The following is a 16359-nucleotide window of genomic DNA, read 5'->3' as shown; positions in this document are numbered from 1 at the left end:
AACCACCCACACACCCCCATCGACGACCTCGACATCCTCCTACCCAACGAACGCCACCAGATCCTCACCACCTGGAACAACACCACGAGCGGCCATCGCCCGGGCACGCTGAGCACACGTTTCGAGCAGCAAGCCGCGCGCACTCCGTACGCCATCGCGGTCACCGACGGCGCCACCACACTCACCTACCAACAGCTCAACGACCGCGCCAATCAGCTTGCTCACCACCTCGGCGCAGGCCTCGACACCACCGTCGCCGTCGCGGTGCCCCGCAGCACCCAGCTGCTCATCACTCTGCTGGCCATCGGCAAGACCGGGGCCGCCTATCTCCCCATCGACCCGGAGCACCCCGCCACCCGCATCCAGCAGCTGCTCGCGGACGCGCGGCCCCGGCTGCTCATCACCACCACCGGCAACGGCGCGACGGGCGTCCCCGTTCTCTACCTCGACGACCCGGAAACCGCTGCGGCCGTGGCCGCCCGGCCCACCACCAACCCGACGCCCGGAACGCACCCGGACCACACCGCGTACCTCATCTACACTTCCGGGTCCACCGGCCGGCCCAAGGGCGTCATGGTGTCGCATCGGTCGATCGTCAACCGCCTCGACTGGATGCAGGCCGAATTCGGGCTCACGCCCGAGGACCGGGTTCTGCAGAAGACGCCGGCCGGCTTCGACGTCTCGGTGTGGGAGTTCTTCTGGCCGGTCCTCGTGGGCGCAACCCTCGTGATGGCCAAGCCGGACGGCCACCGCGAGCCCGACTACCTGGCCGCCCTGATCCAGCGTGAGCGGATCACGACCATCCATTTCGTACCGTCGATGCTCGCCACCTTCCTCCAGGAGCCGGCCACCACGGCCTGCCGCAGCCTGAAGCGGGTCATCTGCAGCGGCGAGGCGCTGCCCGCCCACCTGGCCGAGAAGTTCCACGCGACGCTGCAGGCCGGGCTCTTCAACCTCTACGGGCCCACGGAGGCGGCGGTGGACGTCACCTTCGCCCCCTGCACCCCTGGCCGGCAGGGTGCCTCGGTGCCGATCGGCCGGCCGGTCTGGAACACTCAGGTGTACGTGCTGGACCGGTGCCTCCGGCCGCTGCCACCCGGCGTCCCCGGCGAGCTCTACCTGGCCGGCGTCCAACTCGCCCGCGGCTACCACAACCGCCCCGACCTCACCGCCGAACGCTTCACCGCCAACCCGCACGGCACCCCCGGCAGCCGCCTCTACCGCACCGGCGACCTCGCCCGCTGGCTCCCCGACGGCACCCTCGACTTCCTCGGCCGCGTCGACCACCAGGTCAAACTCCGCGGCATGCGGATCGAGCTCGGCGAGATCGAAAGCACGATCCTGGAGCACGAGGCGGTGGGCGAGGCCGTCGTGACGCTCGACGTCGACCAGCGCGGCGAGCAGCGGCTGGTCGGCTACCTGGTGCCGGACGGGTCCAGGGCGGCCGCGGTCCGGGCGCTGTTAGCACTGGAGAAGGACCGGACCGCCGACGGCGTACCGCGCATGACCTTCCCGGACGGGATGTCGGTCTTCTACCGCAACCGGTCGGAAACCACGTTCTTGCGCGAGGAGATCTGGGAGGACGAGGAGTACCTGCGCAACGGCATCGTCATCGCGGAGGACGCGTGCGTGTTCGACGTCGGCGCGCACATCGGCATGTTCACGCTGTACGCCGCGGCGCGCGCCCCCAAGGGTGTGGTGCACGCCTTCGAGCCGATCCCGGACCTGTTCCAGGTGCTCGCGCTCAACACCCGGTTGCACGGCGTCAACGCGCGGCTGCACCCGATGGGCCTGTCCGACGCCGACGGGACGGTGAAGTTCGCCTACTACCCGGAGCTGTCCATCATGTCCGGGCGCTACGCGGACACCGACGAGGACCGGACGGTCGTCCAGGCGTACACGGAACAGACCTGGCAGGAGGTCACCGAGCCGGGAGTCGAGGGCCTGCGTGCGATGGTGGACGAGCTGGTCAGCGACCGGATGCGGCAGGAGATCGTGTCGACCCGGGTGCGCACACTGTCCCAGATGATCCGCGAGACCGGGGTCGACCGCATCGACCTGTTGAAGGTCGACGCGGAGAAGAGCGAGGAGGACATCCTGCGCGGCATCGAGGACGCGCACTGGCCGATCATCGACCAGGTCGTCGCCGAGGTGCACGACGTGGGCGGCCGCCTCGACGCGATCACCGATCTCCTCAAGGGGAAGGGCTTCCAGGTCACTTCCGGCGTTACCTCGGCGCTGCACCGCACCCGGCTGGTGACGCTGTACGCCGTCCGCGAGGTGCGCGGCGGCGCCATTCCGCCACCGGTGAAGCGATGGTCCGACCCGGACCGCCTGGTCGAGGACGTGCGCGGGCACCTGCGGGAGCGGCTGCCGCTGCCGATGGTCCCGGACGCCATGGTCGTGCTCGACGGGCTGCCGCTGTCGCACAACGGCAAGCTGGACCGGCGCGCCCTGCCCAACGCGGCCCGGGCGGACCGGGGGCCGCGTCGGCCGCCGCGGACCGACCGTGAAGAGGCGCTGTGCCGGTTGTTCGGCCAGATCTTGGACGTGCCGGAGATCGGCATCGACGACGACTTCTTCGAGCTAGGCGGCCAGTCGTTGCTGGCGATCCGGCTGGTCAGCCGGGTGCGCGCCGAGCTGGGCGCGGACGTGAGCATCCGGACTGTGTTCGAGTCGCCCACGGTCGCCGCGCTCGCCGAGCGGATCGGCGAGCGGACCGGCCGGGATGATGTCGCCGTGCTGCTGCCGATTCGGGCGTGGGGCAGCGAGCCGCCGCTGTTCTGCATCCATGAGCTGTACGGGCTGAGCTGGGCGTACCGCCGGCTCGCCGAGCACGTGCCGGCCGATGTTCCGGTGTACGGCCTGCAGGCCCGCGGGATCCTGGAGCCCGACCGGTTGCCCCGCTCGGTGGCGGAGATGGCGCTCGACTACGTGGAGCAGATCCGCTCGGTCGCGCGGCACGGGCCGTACCGGCTGCTGGGCTGGTCCTCCGGCGGCAATGTGGCGCATGCCGTGGCCACGGCCCTGCAACAGGAGGGTGAGCAGGTCAGCTTCCTGGCGCTGCTTGACTCGTACGTGCCGGACTGGCACCGCCGGCGGGGTGACGACGACGAGGACATGGTCCTGCGCCGGATCATCGAATTCCTCGGGCGGGACGACGGCCGGCGGCGGGACCGGGAAGCTGTCCTGGCGCTGCTGCGGGAGGAATACGGCGGCTGGGAGCATCTCGGCGACTGGATCTTCCCGGCGTTCGTGGACGCCGCGATCAACACCCGCGCGATCGTCAGGGAGTCCAAGCCTGAGGTGTTCGAGGGTGACGTGCTGTTCTTCTCGGTCGAGGGTGACCAGCCACACCTCGGCTGGGAACCCTACGTGACCGGACAGGTCGAACAACACCCGGTCTCAGGCGCGCACAACGACATGATGGAGCAACCGGCGGTGGACGAGATCGGCGCCGTCCTCGGCCGGAGACTGGCATGACGAGCGGCAACCGGGACCGCAACGGGCTGATGCGGCACGTCGAGTCGCTGGCCGCGGCGATGATGCCGACACCGCTGGTCCCGCTGGCCGACGAGCGGCTGGACCTCTACGCCAAGCTGGAGTTCAGCAACTTCTCCGGCAGCGCCAAGGACCGGTCGGCCCTGTGGATCCTGCGGCAGGCGATCCTGCGCGAGCAGGTGACCCGGAAGTCGGTCCTGGTCGAGTCGTCCTCGGGCAATTTCGCCATCGCCCTTGCGTCGCTCTGCGCCTCGCTCGGTCTCGAGTTCGTCCCGGTGATCGACTCGAACGTCAACCGGAGCACCGAAAACTTTTTGCGGGCGCTCAGCAGCCGGGTGGAGCGGGTGCACGACATCGACGACACCGGCGGCTTCCTGAAGTCGCGCCTCCGACGGGTGCAGGACCTGCGCGCGGAACTGCCGGACTCTTACTGGCCCAACCAGTACGCGAACCCCGACGGCGCGGACGCGCACTATCGCTTCACCGCATCGGAGTTGTGCGACGCGCTGGACCGTATCACCCACGTCTTCGTCGGTGTCGGTACGGCCGGCACCATCGCTGGTCTGTCCCGTCGTCTGAAGAAGACCGATCCGCGCGTACGCGTCATCGCCGTCGACGTCGAGGGATCGGTCATCTTCGGCGGCGCCCCGGGCCGCCGGCGCATCCCCGGCATCGGCTCCAGCATCGTCCCGCCGCTGCTGCAGCACGCGCTCATCGACGAGACCCTGCTGGTGTCCGAGTACGCGAGCATCGTCGGCTGCATCCAGCTGTGGCAGCGGCACGGCATCTTCGCCGGCGGGTCCAGCGGCAGCGTCTACGCGGCCGTCCAGCGCTACTTCGCCGGCTACCGCGGGCCCCGCCCGCGGGTCGTGTTCCTGTGCGCCGACCGCGGCAACGCCTATGCCGACACCGTCTTCAACCCACAGTGGGTCGCCGAGACCTATCCGGAGCGGATCGACGACGTGTTGATCTCCTCAACGGCATCGGTGTGATTGGAGGAGAGAGCATGCCCTACGCCCCGCCCGAAGCACTCCTCGTCGTCCGCAGCGCCGAGGTCGCCGAGCAGATCGAAGGGAACCGGGAGACGGTTCAGGACATCGTGCGTGACGCCTACCTGACGCACGCCCGTGGCGACTCGTCGCTGCCGCACAGCAGCTTCCTGCGCTTCCCGGACCGAGAACGGGACCGGATCATCGCGCTGCCCGGTTACCTGGGCGGGCGGTTCCGGGTCTCGGGCGTGAAGTGGATCGCCAGCTTTCCCGGCAACATCACGCACGGATTGGCGCGGGCGTCGGCCGTCCTCTTGCTCAACGACGCCAGAACCGGGTTCCCGTACGCGTGCCTCGAGTCCTCGCTCATCTCGGCCGCCCGCACCGCCGGGTCCGCCACGCTGGCCGCCGAGGAACTGATCGGCGGGCGGCGTGCCGGGCGGGTGGGCTTCGTCGGCACCGGCTTGATCGCCGAGCACATCCGGCGCTTTCTCACCGAGCTCGGCTGGGAGATCGGCGGGTACCGGCTGTTCGACACCGATCCGGCGGCGGCCGAGCGGTTCGCGCAGACGCTGCGCGAGACCGGCTCGCCCGACGTCAGGGCCGTCGGCGACGTCCGCGAGGCGTTCTCCGCGTGCGACCTGGTGATCCTCGCGACCGTCGCGGGCACGCCGCACCTCGCCGACCCGCAGCTCCTCCGGCACGCCCCTGTCGTGCTGCACGTCTCGCTCCGCGACCTCGACCCGGCGCTGATCGCCGCGGCGCAGAACGTCACCGACGACATCGGGCACGTCGTGCGCGAGCGGACCTCGCTGCACCTCGCGGCGGAGCGGTTCGGACACCAGGACTTCATCGACGGCACGCTCGCCGATGTGCTGACGGGCGGCTTCACCCGGGACCCGGGGCGAGCCGTCGTCTTCTCCCCGTTCGGCCTGGGCGTGCTCGACCTGGCCGTCGGCAAGCACGTCTACGACCGGGTGGCCGGACTCGGCGGAGGAAGCCCGGTGGCCGGCTTCTTCCCCGCGGGTTAGCCATGGACGAGCCATTCCTGGACATCAACGGCCTTACCCGTACGTACCGGAGCAAGGGTGGCGCCCTGGTGCACGCCAACGTCGACATCGACCTGGCCGTCGCGCCGGGTCAGGTGTTCGGCCTGCTCGGCGCCAACGGCGCGGGCAAGACCACCATGGTCATGCAGATCCTGGGACTGCTCACGCCGACATCGGGATCGATCCGGGTGGCGGACGTCGACGCTGACCGTCGATCTCGTCGTTCTCACGGGGATGGCGCTGCTCGGCCTGATCGGGTCGGCCCGCTGGTTACGCTGGCGGCTGTGAGTCTTACGCCGTCGGCGTGCCGGTGATGATCCCCTGCACGGCGGCGGCCAGCCGCTCCTCTCCCGCTTCCCATCCCGTCGTCCAGCCGAGCAGGCGGCGCCGGTGGGTCACCGCGCGCTCACCGGCCTCGGCGATCGCCCGGGCTCGGGACCGGGGACCCGGGCCGCCGCCGTACTCGGCCGCGGCGCACACCTCCGCCGGTTCCGTCGGCACGTCCTCGATGCGGTCCTTCAGCGCCTCACCCATCGACGACGCCTCCGCGTCCAGGACGAGCCGCACGGCCCGGCCCACCTCGTGGTGGGCGCGCCGGAACGGGACGCCGCTGCGCACCAGCTCCTCGGCGATCGCCGTCGCGACGGTCATGCCGTCCCGGGCGCGCCGCTCCATGGCCGCGCGGTTCACTGTGGTCCGGGAGAACACCTTGACCAGGATCGCGGCGGCGTCGCTGCTCTCGCGCAGCGCGTCCCATATCGGCTTGATTCCCTCGGTGCCCACCGAGATCGAGTTGGTGTACGGTTCGTTGCGCATCGCCGCGGCCGCGGTCACGAACGCCCCGAGCGCAGCCGAGGACTTGCCGCGTACGTTTTCAAGGACGAACGGATTGCGTTTCTGCGGCATCATCGAACTCGAGCCCACCAGGTCATCGGGCACCGTCAGCAGGTCGAACTCCTGTGACGACCAGAGCAGCAGGTCGGTCGCGGCCCGGCTCAGCAGCACGCCCAGCGTCGCGGCCGCGGCCCCGATTCGCAGCACCACGTCCCGCGCGGCTACCGCGTCGATCGAGTTGCGCAGCGGGCCGGCGAAGCCGAGCAGCTCGGCGGTCCGATCCGCGTCGATCGGGATTGAGGTGCCACCGACGGCACCGGCACCTAGCGAGCTGTACGCCAGCCCCTCGCCCGCTGCCAGCAGCGCGTCCACCTCCCGGGCCAGGCCGCCGGCCAGGCCGGTCAGGTAATGCCCGTACGTGATGGGGGTCGCCGGCTGGAAATGGGTGTAGGCCGGCATGACGCACTCGCCGTACCGCCGGCTGCGGTTGATCAGGACGAGTTCCAGCCGGATCAGGCGGTGGATCAGCTCGGCCAGCGGCTCGCGCAAGCCGAGCCGCAGGCAGGTGGCGTTGAGGTCGTTGCGCGAGCGGCCGGTGTGCAGCAGGCCGCCCACCCCCTCGCCCAGCGTCTCGATCAGGTGGCCCTCGTAGGCAAGGTACAGGCCGCGCGGCGCGGGCCGGCCCTCGATCGGCCGGAAGTCCTGCCGGCGCAAATCGGTGACGGCCGCCAGCAGGGCCGCGGCCGCGGCCCGCCCGACGATGCCCCTCTCGGCGAGCATGACCACATGCGCCAGGTCCACCCGGGCGATGCGGTCCAGCTCGGCCTTCCACGGCGCGGTGACTTTCCAGCGGGGTTCCAGCAGCATGCGCTGAAGCTCGGGGTCCAGGCCGGTGGTCAGCCGTCCGGTGTCCGCCCCTCCTGTCGCCGGCATCTCAGGGTTCCTTCCGGATCTCCGGTGTGAGCTTGTGCAGCGCCGCCTCGGCGGCCGCGCCGGACTGCGCGACGACGTGGCCGATGCGGTCGCGGAAGTCGCCGTTGCGGGCCAGCAGGGTGCCCGGCTCGCGGTAGATCTGCACCTCGACGACGCTGGGGATCGCCGCGGCGTCCTCGACGCCGTGCACGGCGACCAGCTCGCCCTCGGCGTCCGGGATGAGGAAACGGATCGAGCTGGGTCGCGGTGCGACGTCCTGGGACAGCCGCGGCGGCAGGCCGGCGAACCCGCGGACGGTCTCCAGCACCAGGTCCAGGCCGGTCGCCTCCTGCACCAGGCGGGGAATCCAGCCGCCCGCCAGCCGCGGGTTGACCTCGATGAGCACCGGGCCGTCCGGGCCGAGGCGCAGCTCCACGTGCGCCGGGCCGAAGGACAGCCCGAGCCGCAACACCGCCCGCCGGGCCGCGTCTCGCAAAGCGTCCTCGTCCGGCGGGGAAAGCGTCGCCGGAAAGTCGTGGCCGGTCTCCACGAAGGACGGCGGTGCGCCGAGATGCTTGCGCGTCACGCCGACCGGGACACCGCCGAAGAGCTCGACGGAGAACTCCGTCCCTGGGACGTACTGCTCCAGCAGGATCCGCTGCGGCAGCGGCCGGCCGCGCTCGTCGACTCGCTCGCCCAGCAGCTTGCCCGCGTACCGGACTGCCTCCTCCGCGGTGCCGCACAGGCGCACGCCGCGGCTGCCGCTGCCGGAGACCGGCTTGACGACGACCGGCGTGCCGAGCCGGTCAACCGCGACCGCCGCCTCGTCCACATCGGAGACGCCGGCGAAGGGCGGGACCTGAATGCCACCGGCATGCAGCCGCTCGCGCTGCCGTTCCTTGTCCCGGGTGACCTCGACCGCGGCCGGGTCGGCGCCGGGCAGCCCGAACCGGCCCGCGGCCGCGGCCGCGATGCCCACGTAGTACTCCGAGCTGGTGCCTACCCCGGCCAGATCGCCGGCCAGGTTCGCGCACGCGCGCACCACGTCGTCGAGGTCGTCCGTCCGGGCCGCGACGACGTCCGGCTCGTCGTCTCCCCAGTGGTAGCGCGACGCGTTCTCGGTGAGCAGCACGGGCCTCAGGCCGCTCGCCCGGGCGCGCCGGACGAAGAGCCGTCCGGTGCCGGAGGTGTTGCTCTCCACCAGGACGAGGATGCGGTCGCTCATCGCGTGCCCACCGCCGCCCGTAGGTCGACGACCTCGTCGCGGGTGCGCCGCCCCCAGGCGTACCGGCTCCAGCGGTCCTCCAGGTCGCCCGGATGCGCGATCTCCGTCGGCTCGCGGGGCGCCTCGACGCCGGCCAGCCCCTCCCGCCGCAGCCACGCGTCGTGGAAGACGGTCCGCTGGTAGCGGTGCCCCTCGTCGGGCATCACGGCCAGCACCGTGCCGCCCGGGTTGTGCCGCCTCCACCACTGGCCCACCTGGTAGGCGGCACCGCTGGTCGGGCCCATGAAAAGCGTGTGGTCGGCGTGCAGCCGCCGGGTCATGGCGAACGCGTCCCCGGCCGGCACCCAATGCACCTCGTCGAACAGTGAATGGTCCAGCACCTTCGGCAGCAGCCCGTTGCCTAGGCCGCGGAGCCGGCGCCGGCCGTTCGGCGCGCCGAACAGGACGCTGCCGGGGGTGTCGACGCCGATCAGCACGAGATCGGGCCAGAGCAGCCGGAGGAAACCGGCGATGCCGGTCGAGGAGCTGCCCGAGCCGACCGGGCAGATCAGTGCGTCCACCTGCGGGAACGACTCGGTGATCAGCTCGGCGACCCGGCCGTACGCGTTGGCGTGCATAGTGTTGTCGTACTGGCCGGGGGTGAATGGCGAGCGGTGCCGCGCCCGGATGCGTTTCACCCGGTCGAGGCGCGCCTGCTGGATCCCACCGGTCCGGGCGGCCTGTCCGCTGACGATGCTCACCCGGGCGCCGAGCGCCTCCAGCCGGCGCCGCAGGTGACTGTCGATGGCGGTGTCGCCGACCAGGATCAGCGGTAGCCCGAGCCGGCGGCACACCATGGCCAGCCCCAGCCCGTACGTGCCGGAGGTGGTCTCGATGACCGTGCTGCGCTCGGTCAGCTGCCCCTGTTCCAGGGCCCGCTGCAGCACGAACTGCGCGGGCAGGAGCTTCATGAGCTGGAAGGCGGCGGCGTACAGGTCGCCGGAGAGGTGGATGAGCCGCGGCAGGACGGCCGAATCCACGACGTCCGTGAAGGGCTTACGAATCCGGAAGGCGCTCATCGTCCCCGTCCGTGAAGAACTCCCAGGTGTGGGAGATACCGATGCGGAAGAGCTCACGCCGGGCCCGGTCGGTCTTGCCGGCGAGATTCGGGTCCGCGGCGTCGAAGAGCAGGCCGGCCACGCTGCCGCTGTGCGCCACCTCGATGCCGGCCGCCCGGGTCTCCTCGGTCACCTGGAGGAGCCGCGGGAAGTGCTCGATCGGCAGGAACCGCTGGTTCAGCCGGGCGCTCGCGGTGGCCGCCCGGCCCAGCGCCGCCACGTCGCCCTCGGCCGCGCCCCGGCGCAGCATGCCCCGCAGCGCGCGGAAGCTCTCGATCTCCCACCGGCTGTACCGGGCCGGCGCGAGTGCCAGGGTGTCGATGGGCTCGGGGCGGGCGGCGAAGCCGATCACCTTTATCCGCGGCATGCGCACCTGGAAGTCCTCCAGGATTAGGCCCTCCCGGTGGGCGAACAGCAGCATTCGGTCGTACATCAGCGGGTCCGCGGCGCGCTCGGCCTCGACCGCGATGCGTGCGATCCGGTCGGTGGGCAGGGCGCCGCCGAACGCGCTCAGCACGGCCCGGATCGTGGCGGTGACGTCGCTGGTGGACGACCCCATGCCGAAGCCGGTAGGGATGTTGCTCTGCACCGACACGGCCCCGCCGGCCTTTTCGCCCAGGATGTCGGCGGTGGCGCGGGCTGCCAGCAACGCCTTGGTCTTCCACGGCGGATGCACCGTCCACTCCGGAGCTTCTTCGGTGACGACGACGCTCACCTCGGTGCTCATGATCGGGCAGGGCAGCGTGACCAGTCCCCGGTGCAGGGAACCGGCGAACTCGAAGACACCCTGCAGAAGCTCGCCGTGGTGGCCGTGTGCGGTCCCCCACCCTCGGCGGTCGCCGTCGCCGGGAAGGAGCAGGGTGCCCTGCGCCTCGTCCTGCTGGCTGCTCAATTGCCTACCCGTCTCTCTCCAGCGCCGGCGCGGCGTGCCAGCGCGAATTCCACCACCTGCCGGCTCACCAGGGCGAGCTGGTGTGCAACGGCCGGGCTCGGTATCCCCTGGCACAGCGCCGACGCGCGGTCCACCGCCACGCCCAGCGGGGTCGGCCAGCCGCGCAGGGAGTGCACCGTGTCGCGCAGGGAACGCATCGTGTTGACTGGGCCCTGCGTACCCGCACCGACGGCGACACAGCCGACCGCCTTGTCGGTAAGGTACGGATTCGCGTGGTCCCGGAGTCCTTCCAGGTAGTCGATGGCGTTCTTCAGCAGTCCCGAGAGCGAGCCGTGATGGGAGGGCGATCCCAGCAGTACGCCGTCGGCCGCGGCTACCGAGGCGAGGAGCTCGCCGACCGCCGCCGCGTCGCGGGCGTCGGCCGGCGAACCGTACAGCGGAAGCCGCAGCTGCTCGCCCCGGAAGAAGCACACGTCTGCGCCCAGCAGCTCGGCGTGCGTCGCCGCCACCCGCAGCAGGCTCTCCGTGGACGACTGCGGCGCCTGGCTTCCGCACAGGGCCACCACGCGGATCACGCCCATGTCGCTCACCGCATGCGCCGCAGCGGGGGCCGGGTCGTCTGCGCCGCGCCGGCCAGGGCTTCCGCCACGCCGGCAACGGTCGGGTCCATCATGACGTCCCGCAGGTTCAGCTCGACGCCCAGCTCGCTGCGGATCCGGCTGAGCAAGCGGACGGCCAACAGGGAGTGCCCGCCGAGGTCGAAGAAGTTGTCGTCGTCGGTGACCGACGGCACCTCCAGGACCTCGGCGAAGAGTTTGCGCAGGATCGTCTCCCGCCCGCCGGCCGAGGCCGGCCCCGCCGCGCCCGGCTCCGGCGGGGCGGGCAGCGCGTCCGTGTCCACCGTGCCTGCGGCGGTCAGCGGCAGCGTGTCCAGCAGCACCAGTCGCCGGGGGACGAGGTAGTCGGGCAGCCGTTCGCTCCACGCCCGCCGGATGGCGTGGACTGCGGTGCCGGACTGCCTGGGCACCACGTAGGCCAACAGGCCGCCCTCGTCGGCCACCACGACGGCCTGGGACAGCAGGTCGCCGTCCGCCAGTCGGGCCGCGATCTCCGCCGGGTGCACCGGCACCCCGTCGATCAAAACCTGGTCCTCGACCCGGCCTGCGACGTGCAACTCTCCCTGCCGCGTCCATTTGGCCAGGTTCCCGGTACGCCGCAGACGCGTGCCCGGGGGTCCGAACGGGTTGGCCACCGTGTCCGCCGCCGGCCCGTCCGCGCTGACGTACAGCTCGCCAAGCACGCCGTACGGCACCGGCTCCAGCGCGTCGTCGAGCACGAACGACTGCCTGGCGTTGCCGGCCGCCATCAGATCGTGCCGGTCCTGCTCGCCGAGCACCGGCAGACGGCCGACCGGCAACGCCGGGTCCGCGGCGGCCGCGGTGAGCAGCCGCTCCCAGGCGGCGACGAAGAATTCGATGGTCGCCCGGTCGAAGAGTTCGTCGGCGTACTGGATGAAGCCTTGCAGCCCCCGCTCGCTGCCGTCGTCGCCGAAGCGCTCGTTCACCTCGATGACCAGGTCGAACCGGGAGATCGGATTGAAGATCTCTTCGTCAGTGATTCCCAGGCCCGCGTAGTCGACCTTCGCGACGTTCTGCAGGACGAGCATGACCTGGAACAACGGGTGGCGGGCCAGGGAGCGGTTGGGGTTGAGGGCCTCGACCAGGTAGTCGAAGGGCAGGTCCTGGTGGGTGTAGGCGTCGAGGTTGGTGGCGCGGGTCTGCTGCAGCAGCTCGGTGAAGGTGGGGTTGTCCGCCGTGCTGGTGCGCAACACGAGGGTGTTGACGAAGAAGCCGATCAGCTTGTCCAGAGCGGGATCGGTACGCCCGGCGATGGGTGCGCCGATCGGGATGTCGGTGCCGGCTCCGAGGCGGGTCAGCAGGGCGGCCAGTCCGGCGTGGATGACCATGAACAGCGTGGCGTCGTGCCGCCGGGCCAGGCGGGTGAGGTCCCGATGCAGGGTGGCCGGCATGGTGAAGTGTGTGGTGGCGCCGTGATGGCTGGCGATGGCCGGCCGGGGCCGGTCGGTGGGCAGGACAAGGTGGTCCGGTAGCGCTTCGAGCTTCTGGCGCCAGTAAGCGAGTTGCTCGTCGCGTACGGTGCCGAGCAGCTTCTGCTGCCAGAGCGTGTAGTCGATGTACTGGACCGGCAGGGGCGCCCAGCCGGGGGCCTGTCCCTGCCGGCGAGCCTGATAGGCGGTGGTGAGGTCCTCGGCGAGGGGCGCGAAGGACCAGCCGTCGCCCGCGATGTGGTGCAGGGTCAGCAGCAGCACGTGTTGTTGGTCGTCCAGAGTGAACAGGTCCGCGCGCAGCGGTAGCTCACGGTCCAGGTGGAACGGCCGGCGCGCGGCGGCGGCGAGGTCGTCGGGCAACCGCGGCGCGGTGCTGTCGTGCCGCTGCAGCGGCACGGAGAAGTCTTCGAGGACGTGCTGGGTCGGTTCCCCCTCGACGACCCGGATCAGGGTGCGCAGGCTTTCGTGCCGGCCGATCAGATCACCCAACGCGGCGTGCAGGGCGTCGTGGTCGATCGGGCCGTCGAACCGCAGCGCGCTGGGCAGGTTGTAGGTGGCACTCGGACCTTCGAGCTCGGCCAGGAACCACAGGCGGCGCTGCGCGTAGGACAGCGGGGGTCCGGCCGGCCGCGACCCGGCGGTCAGCGCGGGCCGGCTCCCGCCGGTTGCCTCGGTGAGGCGGCCAGCGAGGGCGGCGATGGTGGGTGCCTCGAAGATGGCCCGGGTGGGCAGCTCGGTGTTCAGGGTGGCCCGGATCCGGCTGACCAGCCGGGTAGCGAGCAGCGAATGCCCGCCGAGCTGGAAGAAGTTGTCGTCGATCGTCACGCCGGCGGTGCCGAGGACGTCGGCGAAAAGGTCCGCGAGCGTCTTCTCCGTCGCGGTGCGCGGTGCCCGCCCACTGCTGCCGGCGGGGCTCTGCGGCACGGGCAGGGCCTTGCGGTCGATCTTCCCGTTCGGGGAGACCGGCAGGCTGTCCAGCACCACGAACACGGCCGGCACCATGTGCGGCGGCAGCAGGGACTCTGCCGTCTTGTGCGCGTCCTGCGGGTCGACCGGCCCGGCCAGGTAGGCCACCAGCCGCTCGTGGCCGGCCGTGTCGGCGCGCAGCATCACCACCGCGTCGCGGGTGCCTGGCGTGGTCCGCAGCGCCGCCTCGATCTCCCCCAGTTCGACCCGCCGCCCGCGGATCTTCACCTGGTGGTCGGTCCGGCCGAGGAACTCGAGCTGTCCGTCGGGAAGTCTGCGTACGAGGTCGCCGGTGCGGTACAGGCGCGCGCCGGCCCGGCCGGAGAACGGATCCGGCACGAACGCCAGCGCCGTGCCGAGCGGATTGCCGAGATAGCCGAGTCCCACGCCCTGCCCGCCGACGTACAGCTCGCCCGCCGTGCCCGCCGGGGCCGGCTGGAGCGTCTGGTCCAGCACGTAGAGCTCGGTGTTGCGGACCGCCCGGCCGATCGGCGCGACCACGCCGGCGACGTCCGCCGCGCTTCGGATGAACCCGTGCGTCACGTCATCCGAGCACTCGGTGGGCCCGTACGCGTTAACCATCGGCACGCCGGGGAAATGCCGGAACCAGCGCCGGCACAGGTCGGCGGAGAGGGCCTCGCCGGTGACCAGCAGCCAGCGGAGCGTCTCCAGCCCGGGCAGCGGCGCGCCGTCGTCCCAGGCGTCCAGCGCGGCGCGCAGCAGCGACGGCACCACCTCCAGTACTGTGACCCGCTCCCGGTCGGTCTGCCGGAACAGCGCCACCGGGTCGAGGGCGGTGTCGTCGTCGACGACCAGGACGCAGCCGCCGACGGTAAGCGCCGCGAGCATCTGCCACACCGAGACGTCGAAGGTCAGCGGGGCGTTTTGCACCACGACGTCGGCGGCGACCAGGTCGAGGTCCTCGTTCTTGGCCGCCAGATGGTTGACCATGCCGAGGTGATGGACGAGGGCGCCTTTGGGCAGTCCGGTACTGCCGGAGGTGTGAAGCAGATACGCCGCCTGATCCGGCCGGACCGGGGGCGGCTCGATGCCGGCCGGCTTGGCAGCCTCGCCGAGGACGACGACTCGCACCCCCGCAGCCGCGGAGATCTCCGCGGCGGTCTCGGCGTGCTCGGGGCCGGCGAGCAGGACATCCGCCCCGCTCGACTGCAGCAGCGACGCGTTGCGGGCGGCCGGGGCGCGGGTGTCGAGCGGCAGGAAGGCGTGGCCGGCCCCGTGCGTGCCGAGCACCCCGACGATGACGTTGACGCCGCGCTCGGCGTAGATGGCGCATCTGCCGCCGGGCGGGATGCCGAGGGACAACAGCTGACGGGACAGCGCGCCGGCTCGGCCGACGAGCTCCGCATAGGTGATTCGGACGCCGTCCGCGATCACCGCTGGTGCCTCGCCGCGGGCCGCCGCCAGCTCGTGCACCCGCTCCAGCAGGCTGCTCATGGCCTCGGGCCGGTGCGCCCCGGTCAGTTCGGTGATGAGCCGGGCCTGCTCGTCGGGACGCAGTATCGACAGCCGGCCCAGCGCGCGCTCGGGGTGGCCGGAGATCTGCTCCAGGAGCCGGATGAGCCGGTCGCCGATGGTCTTGGCCTCGGCCGCGGCGAACAGGTCCGGCCGGTAGTCGATTTGCAGCTGCCAGTCGGGGAACGGGATGGCCACGAGCCGGAGCGGGACGTGGGCCGCGTCGTGCACGTCGGCACCGGCCAGCGACAGCCCCGCGCCGAGGTTCTTGAACTTCGCCAGGTCCAGCGGGTAGTTCTCGACGATCACCACCGTGTCGTAGAGCTGGCTCAGGCCGGCCGTCCGCTGAATATCGGTCAGGCCCAGGTGCTGGTGAGGCAGCAACTCGGCCTGCTGCTCCTGCAGCTCGGCGAGCAGTTCGACCACCGGGCGCGACGCCCGCGGGCGAACCCGGACCGGCACAACGTTGATGAACGAGCCGATCATCTCCTCGGCGCCGGCCACCTCGTCGGACCGGCCGCTGACCGTGGCGCCGAAGCACACATCGTCCCGGCGGGTGAGGCGCGCCAGCAGGATCGCCCAGGCGCCCTGGATGATCGTGTTCGCGGTGAGGCCGTGCCCCTTCGCCAGCCGGGTCATCGCCGCCGCCAACTCGGCCGGCAGCACGATCGTGTGCTTGTGCGGCATGACCGGCAGCCGGGCCGGGTCGGCCGGGGCGACCAGCGTCGGCTCGGTCAGCCCGGCCAGGGCCGCCCGCCATGCCTCCCGGGCCTTCTCGGCGTCCTGCCGGACCAGCCAGGCGAGGTGGTCGCGGTGCGGCACCGGAGCCGGCAGCGCGCCGGCGTCGCCGCCCCGCTCGTACAGCCGGAAGAGCTCCTGCAGCAGCACCGGCATCGACCAGCCGTCCAGCAGGATGTGGTGGTTCGTGAGCAGCAGGCGCCACTGGTCGTCCGCGCTGCGGATGAGGGTGAAGCGAATCGACGCGGGCTGCGCCAGGTCGAAGCGCCGGTCCAGCTCCGCCGCGGTCAGCCGGGCCACCTCAACGTCCCGGCGCTCGGCGGGCACCTCCCGGAGGTCCTCGAAGCGCCATGACGCGGCCACGCCCTCGACGATCAGCTGCACCGACTGGCCGTTGTCGCGCTGGCGGAAGGCGGCGCGCAAGGCCGCGTTGCGCCGCACCAGAGCGTCCGCGGCGGCACGCATCGCGGCCGGGTGCAGGTCTCCAGCCAGGTCGAGGGAGTACTGGACGTGGTACACGTCCGGGCCCTCCCGGTCGTAAAGGGCGTGGAACAGCACGCCCTCCTGGAAGGGCGTCAGTGGCAGGATGTCCACCACTCGGACCCGGTCCGCCAC

The 16359-nt window shown here is 71.6% G+C and carries 10 protein-coding genes; 4 read left to right on the top strand and 6 right to left on the bottom strand.

Features of this window, described 5'->3' with window-relative positions; translation table 11 throughout:
• From ACFYM6_RS33455 to ACFYM6_RS33440, 4 genes are all read left to right on the top strand, one after another.
• Nucleotides 1–3483: amino acid adenylation domain-containing protein (locus ACFYM6_RS33455; RefSeq protein ID WP_387281469.1), on the top strand; the 3483-nt coding region annotated here is incomplete at its 5' end.
• Nucleotides 3480–4493, top strand: coding sequence for a 2,3-diaminopropionate biosynthesis protein SbnA (gene sbnA / locus ACFYM6_RS33450; RefSeq protein ID WP_387281468.1), 1014 nt, complete (start codon nucleotides 3480–3482; stop codon nucleotides 4491–4493). The genes ACFYM6_RS33455 and sbnA, both read left to right, overlap by 4 nt.
• A 14-nt stretch (nucleotides 4494–4507) precedes the next feature.
• The gene (sbnB, locus tag ACFYM6_RS33445) at nucleotides 4508–5521 is read left to right on the top strand and encodes a 2,3-diaminopropionate biosynthesis protein SbnB (protein ID WP_387281467.1); all 1014 of its coding nucleotides are present in this window, start codon (nucleotides 4508–4510) and stop codon (nucleotides 5519–5521) included.
• 2 nt (nucleotides 5522–5523) lie between these two features.
• Nucleotides 5524–5853 carry an ATP-binding cassette domain-containing protein gene (locus ACFYM6_RS33440; RefSeq protein ID WP_387281466.1) on the top strand — a complete coding sequence of 110 codons (330 nt, stop codon included), beginning with the start codon at nucleotides 5524–5526 and terminating at the stop codon, nucleotides 5851–5853.
• Here the strand turns inward: ACFYM6_RS33440 and argH are convergent.
• From argH to ACFYM6_RS33410, 6 genes are read right to left on the bottom strand one after another with little or no spacing between them, the layout of a single operon-like run.
• Complete coding sequence (gene argH / locus ACFYM6_RS33435) at nucleotides 5831–7306, bottom strand: argininosuccinate lyase (RefSeq protein ID WP_387281465.1); 1476 nt, start codon at nucleotides 7304–7306, stop codon at nucleotides 5831–5833. The genes ACFYM6_RS33440 and argH overlap by 23 nt on opposite strands.
• Nucleotide 7307: 1 nt before the next feature.
• On the bottom strand, nucleotides 7308–8510 hold the full coding sequence (locus ACFYM6_RS33430; protein ID WP_387281464.1) for an ATP-grasp domain-containing protein: 1203 nt from the start codon (nucleotides 8508–8510) through the stop codon (nucleotides 7308–7310).
• Entirely contained in the window at nucleotides 8507–9568 is a 1062-nt protein-coding gene (locus tag ACFYM6_RS33425) for a cysteine synthase family protein (RefSeq protein WP_387281463.1), read from the bottom strand. Before ACFYM6_RS33425 ends, ACFYM6_RS33430 begins: the two co-directional genes overlap by 4 nt.
• Entirely contained in the window at nucleotides 9546–10499 is a 954-nt protein-coding gene (locus tag ACFYM6_RS33420) for a hypothetical protein (protein WP_387281462.1), read from the bottom strand. Before ACFYM6_RS33420 ends, ACFYM6_RS33425 begins: the two co-directional genes overlap by 23 nt.
• A complete protein-coding gene (locus ACFYM6_RS33415; protein WP_387281461.1) occupies nucleotides 10496–11080 on the bottom strand; it encodes an NADPH-dependent FMN reductase in 585 nt (194 codons plus the stop codon). Before ACFYM6_RS33415 ends, ACFYM6_RS33420 begins: the two co-directional genes overlap by 4 nt.
• Nucleotides 11081–11085: 5 nt before the next feature.
• Nucleotides 11086–16359 (bottom strand): amino acid adenylation domain-containing protein, encoded by a 5274-nt coding sequence (locus ACFYM6_RS33410; RefSeq protein ID WP_387281460.1) that lies wholly within the window; start codon nucleotides 16357–16359, stop codon nucleotides 11086–11088.

The organism is Micromonospora sp. NPDC006431 (assembly GCF_042870725.1).
GTDB lineage: Bacteria > Actinomycetota > Actinomycetes > Mycobacteriales > Micromonosporaceae > Micromonospora.
This window is presented reverse-complemented; position numbering and strand designations above follow the sequence as displayed.

Coding starts and splice junctions, on each gene's coding strand:
- ACFYM6_RS33440 (WP_387281466.1), top strand. CDS start 5,524: ATGGACGAGCCATTCCTGGACATCAACGGCCTTACCCGTACGTACCGG.
- ACFYM6_RS33415 (WP_387281461.1), bottom strand. CDS start 11,080: ATGGGCGTGATCCGCGTGGTGGCCCTGTGCGGAAGCCAGGCGCCGCAG.
- sbnA (WP_387281468.1), top strand. CDS start 3,480: ATGACGAGCGGCAACCGGGACCGCAACGGGCTGATGCGGCACGTCGAG.
- sbnB (WP_387281467.1), top strand. CDS start 4,508: ATGCCCTACGCCCCGCCCGAAGCACTCCTCGTCGTCCGCAGCGCCGAG.
- argH (WP_387281465.1), bottom strand. CDS start 7,306: ATGCCGGCGACAGGAGGGGCGGACACCGGACGGCTGACCACCGGCCTG.
- ACFYM6_RS33430 (WP_387281464.1), bottom strand. CDS start 8,510: ATGAGCGACCGCATCCTCGTCCTGGTGGAGAGCAACACCTCCGGCACC.
- ACFYM6_RS33425 (WP_387281463.1), bottom strand. CDS start 9,568: ATGAGCGCCTTCCGGATTCGTAAGCCCTTCACGGACGTCGTGGATTCG.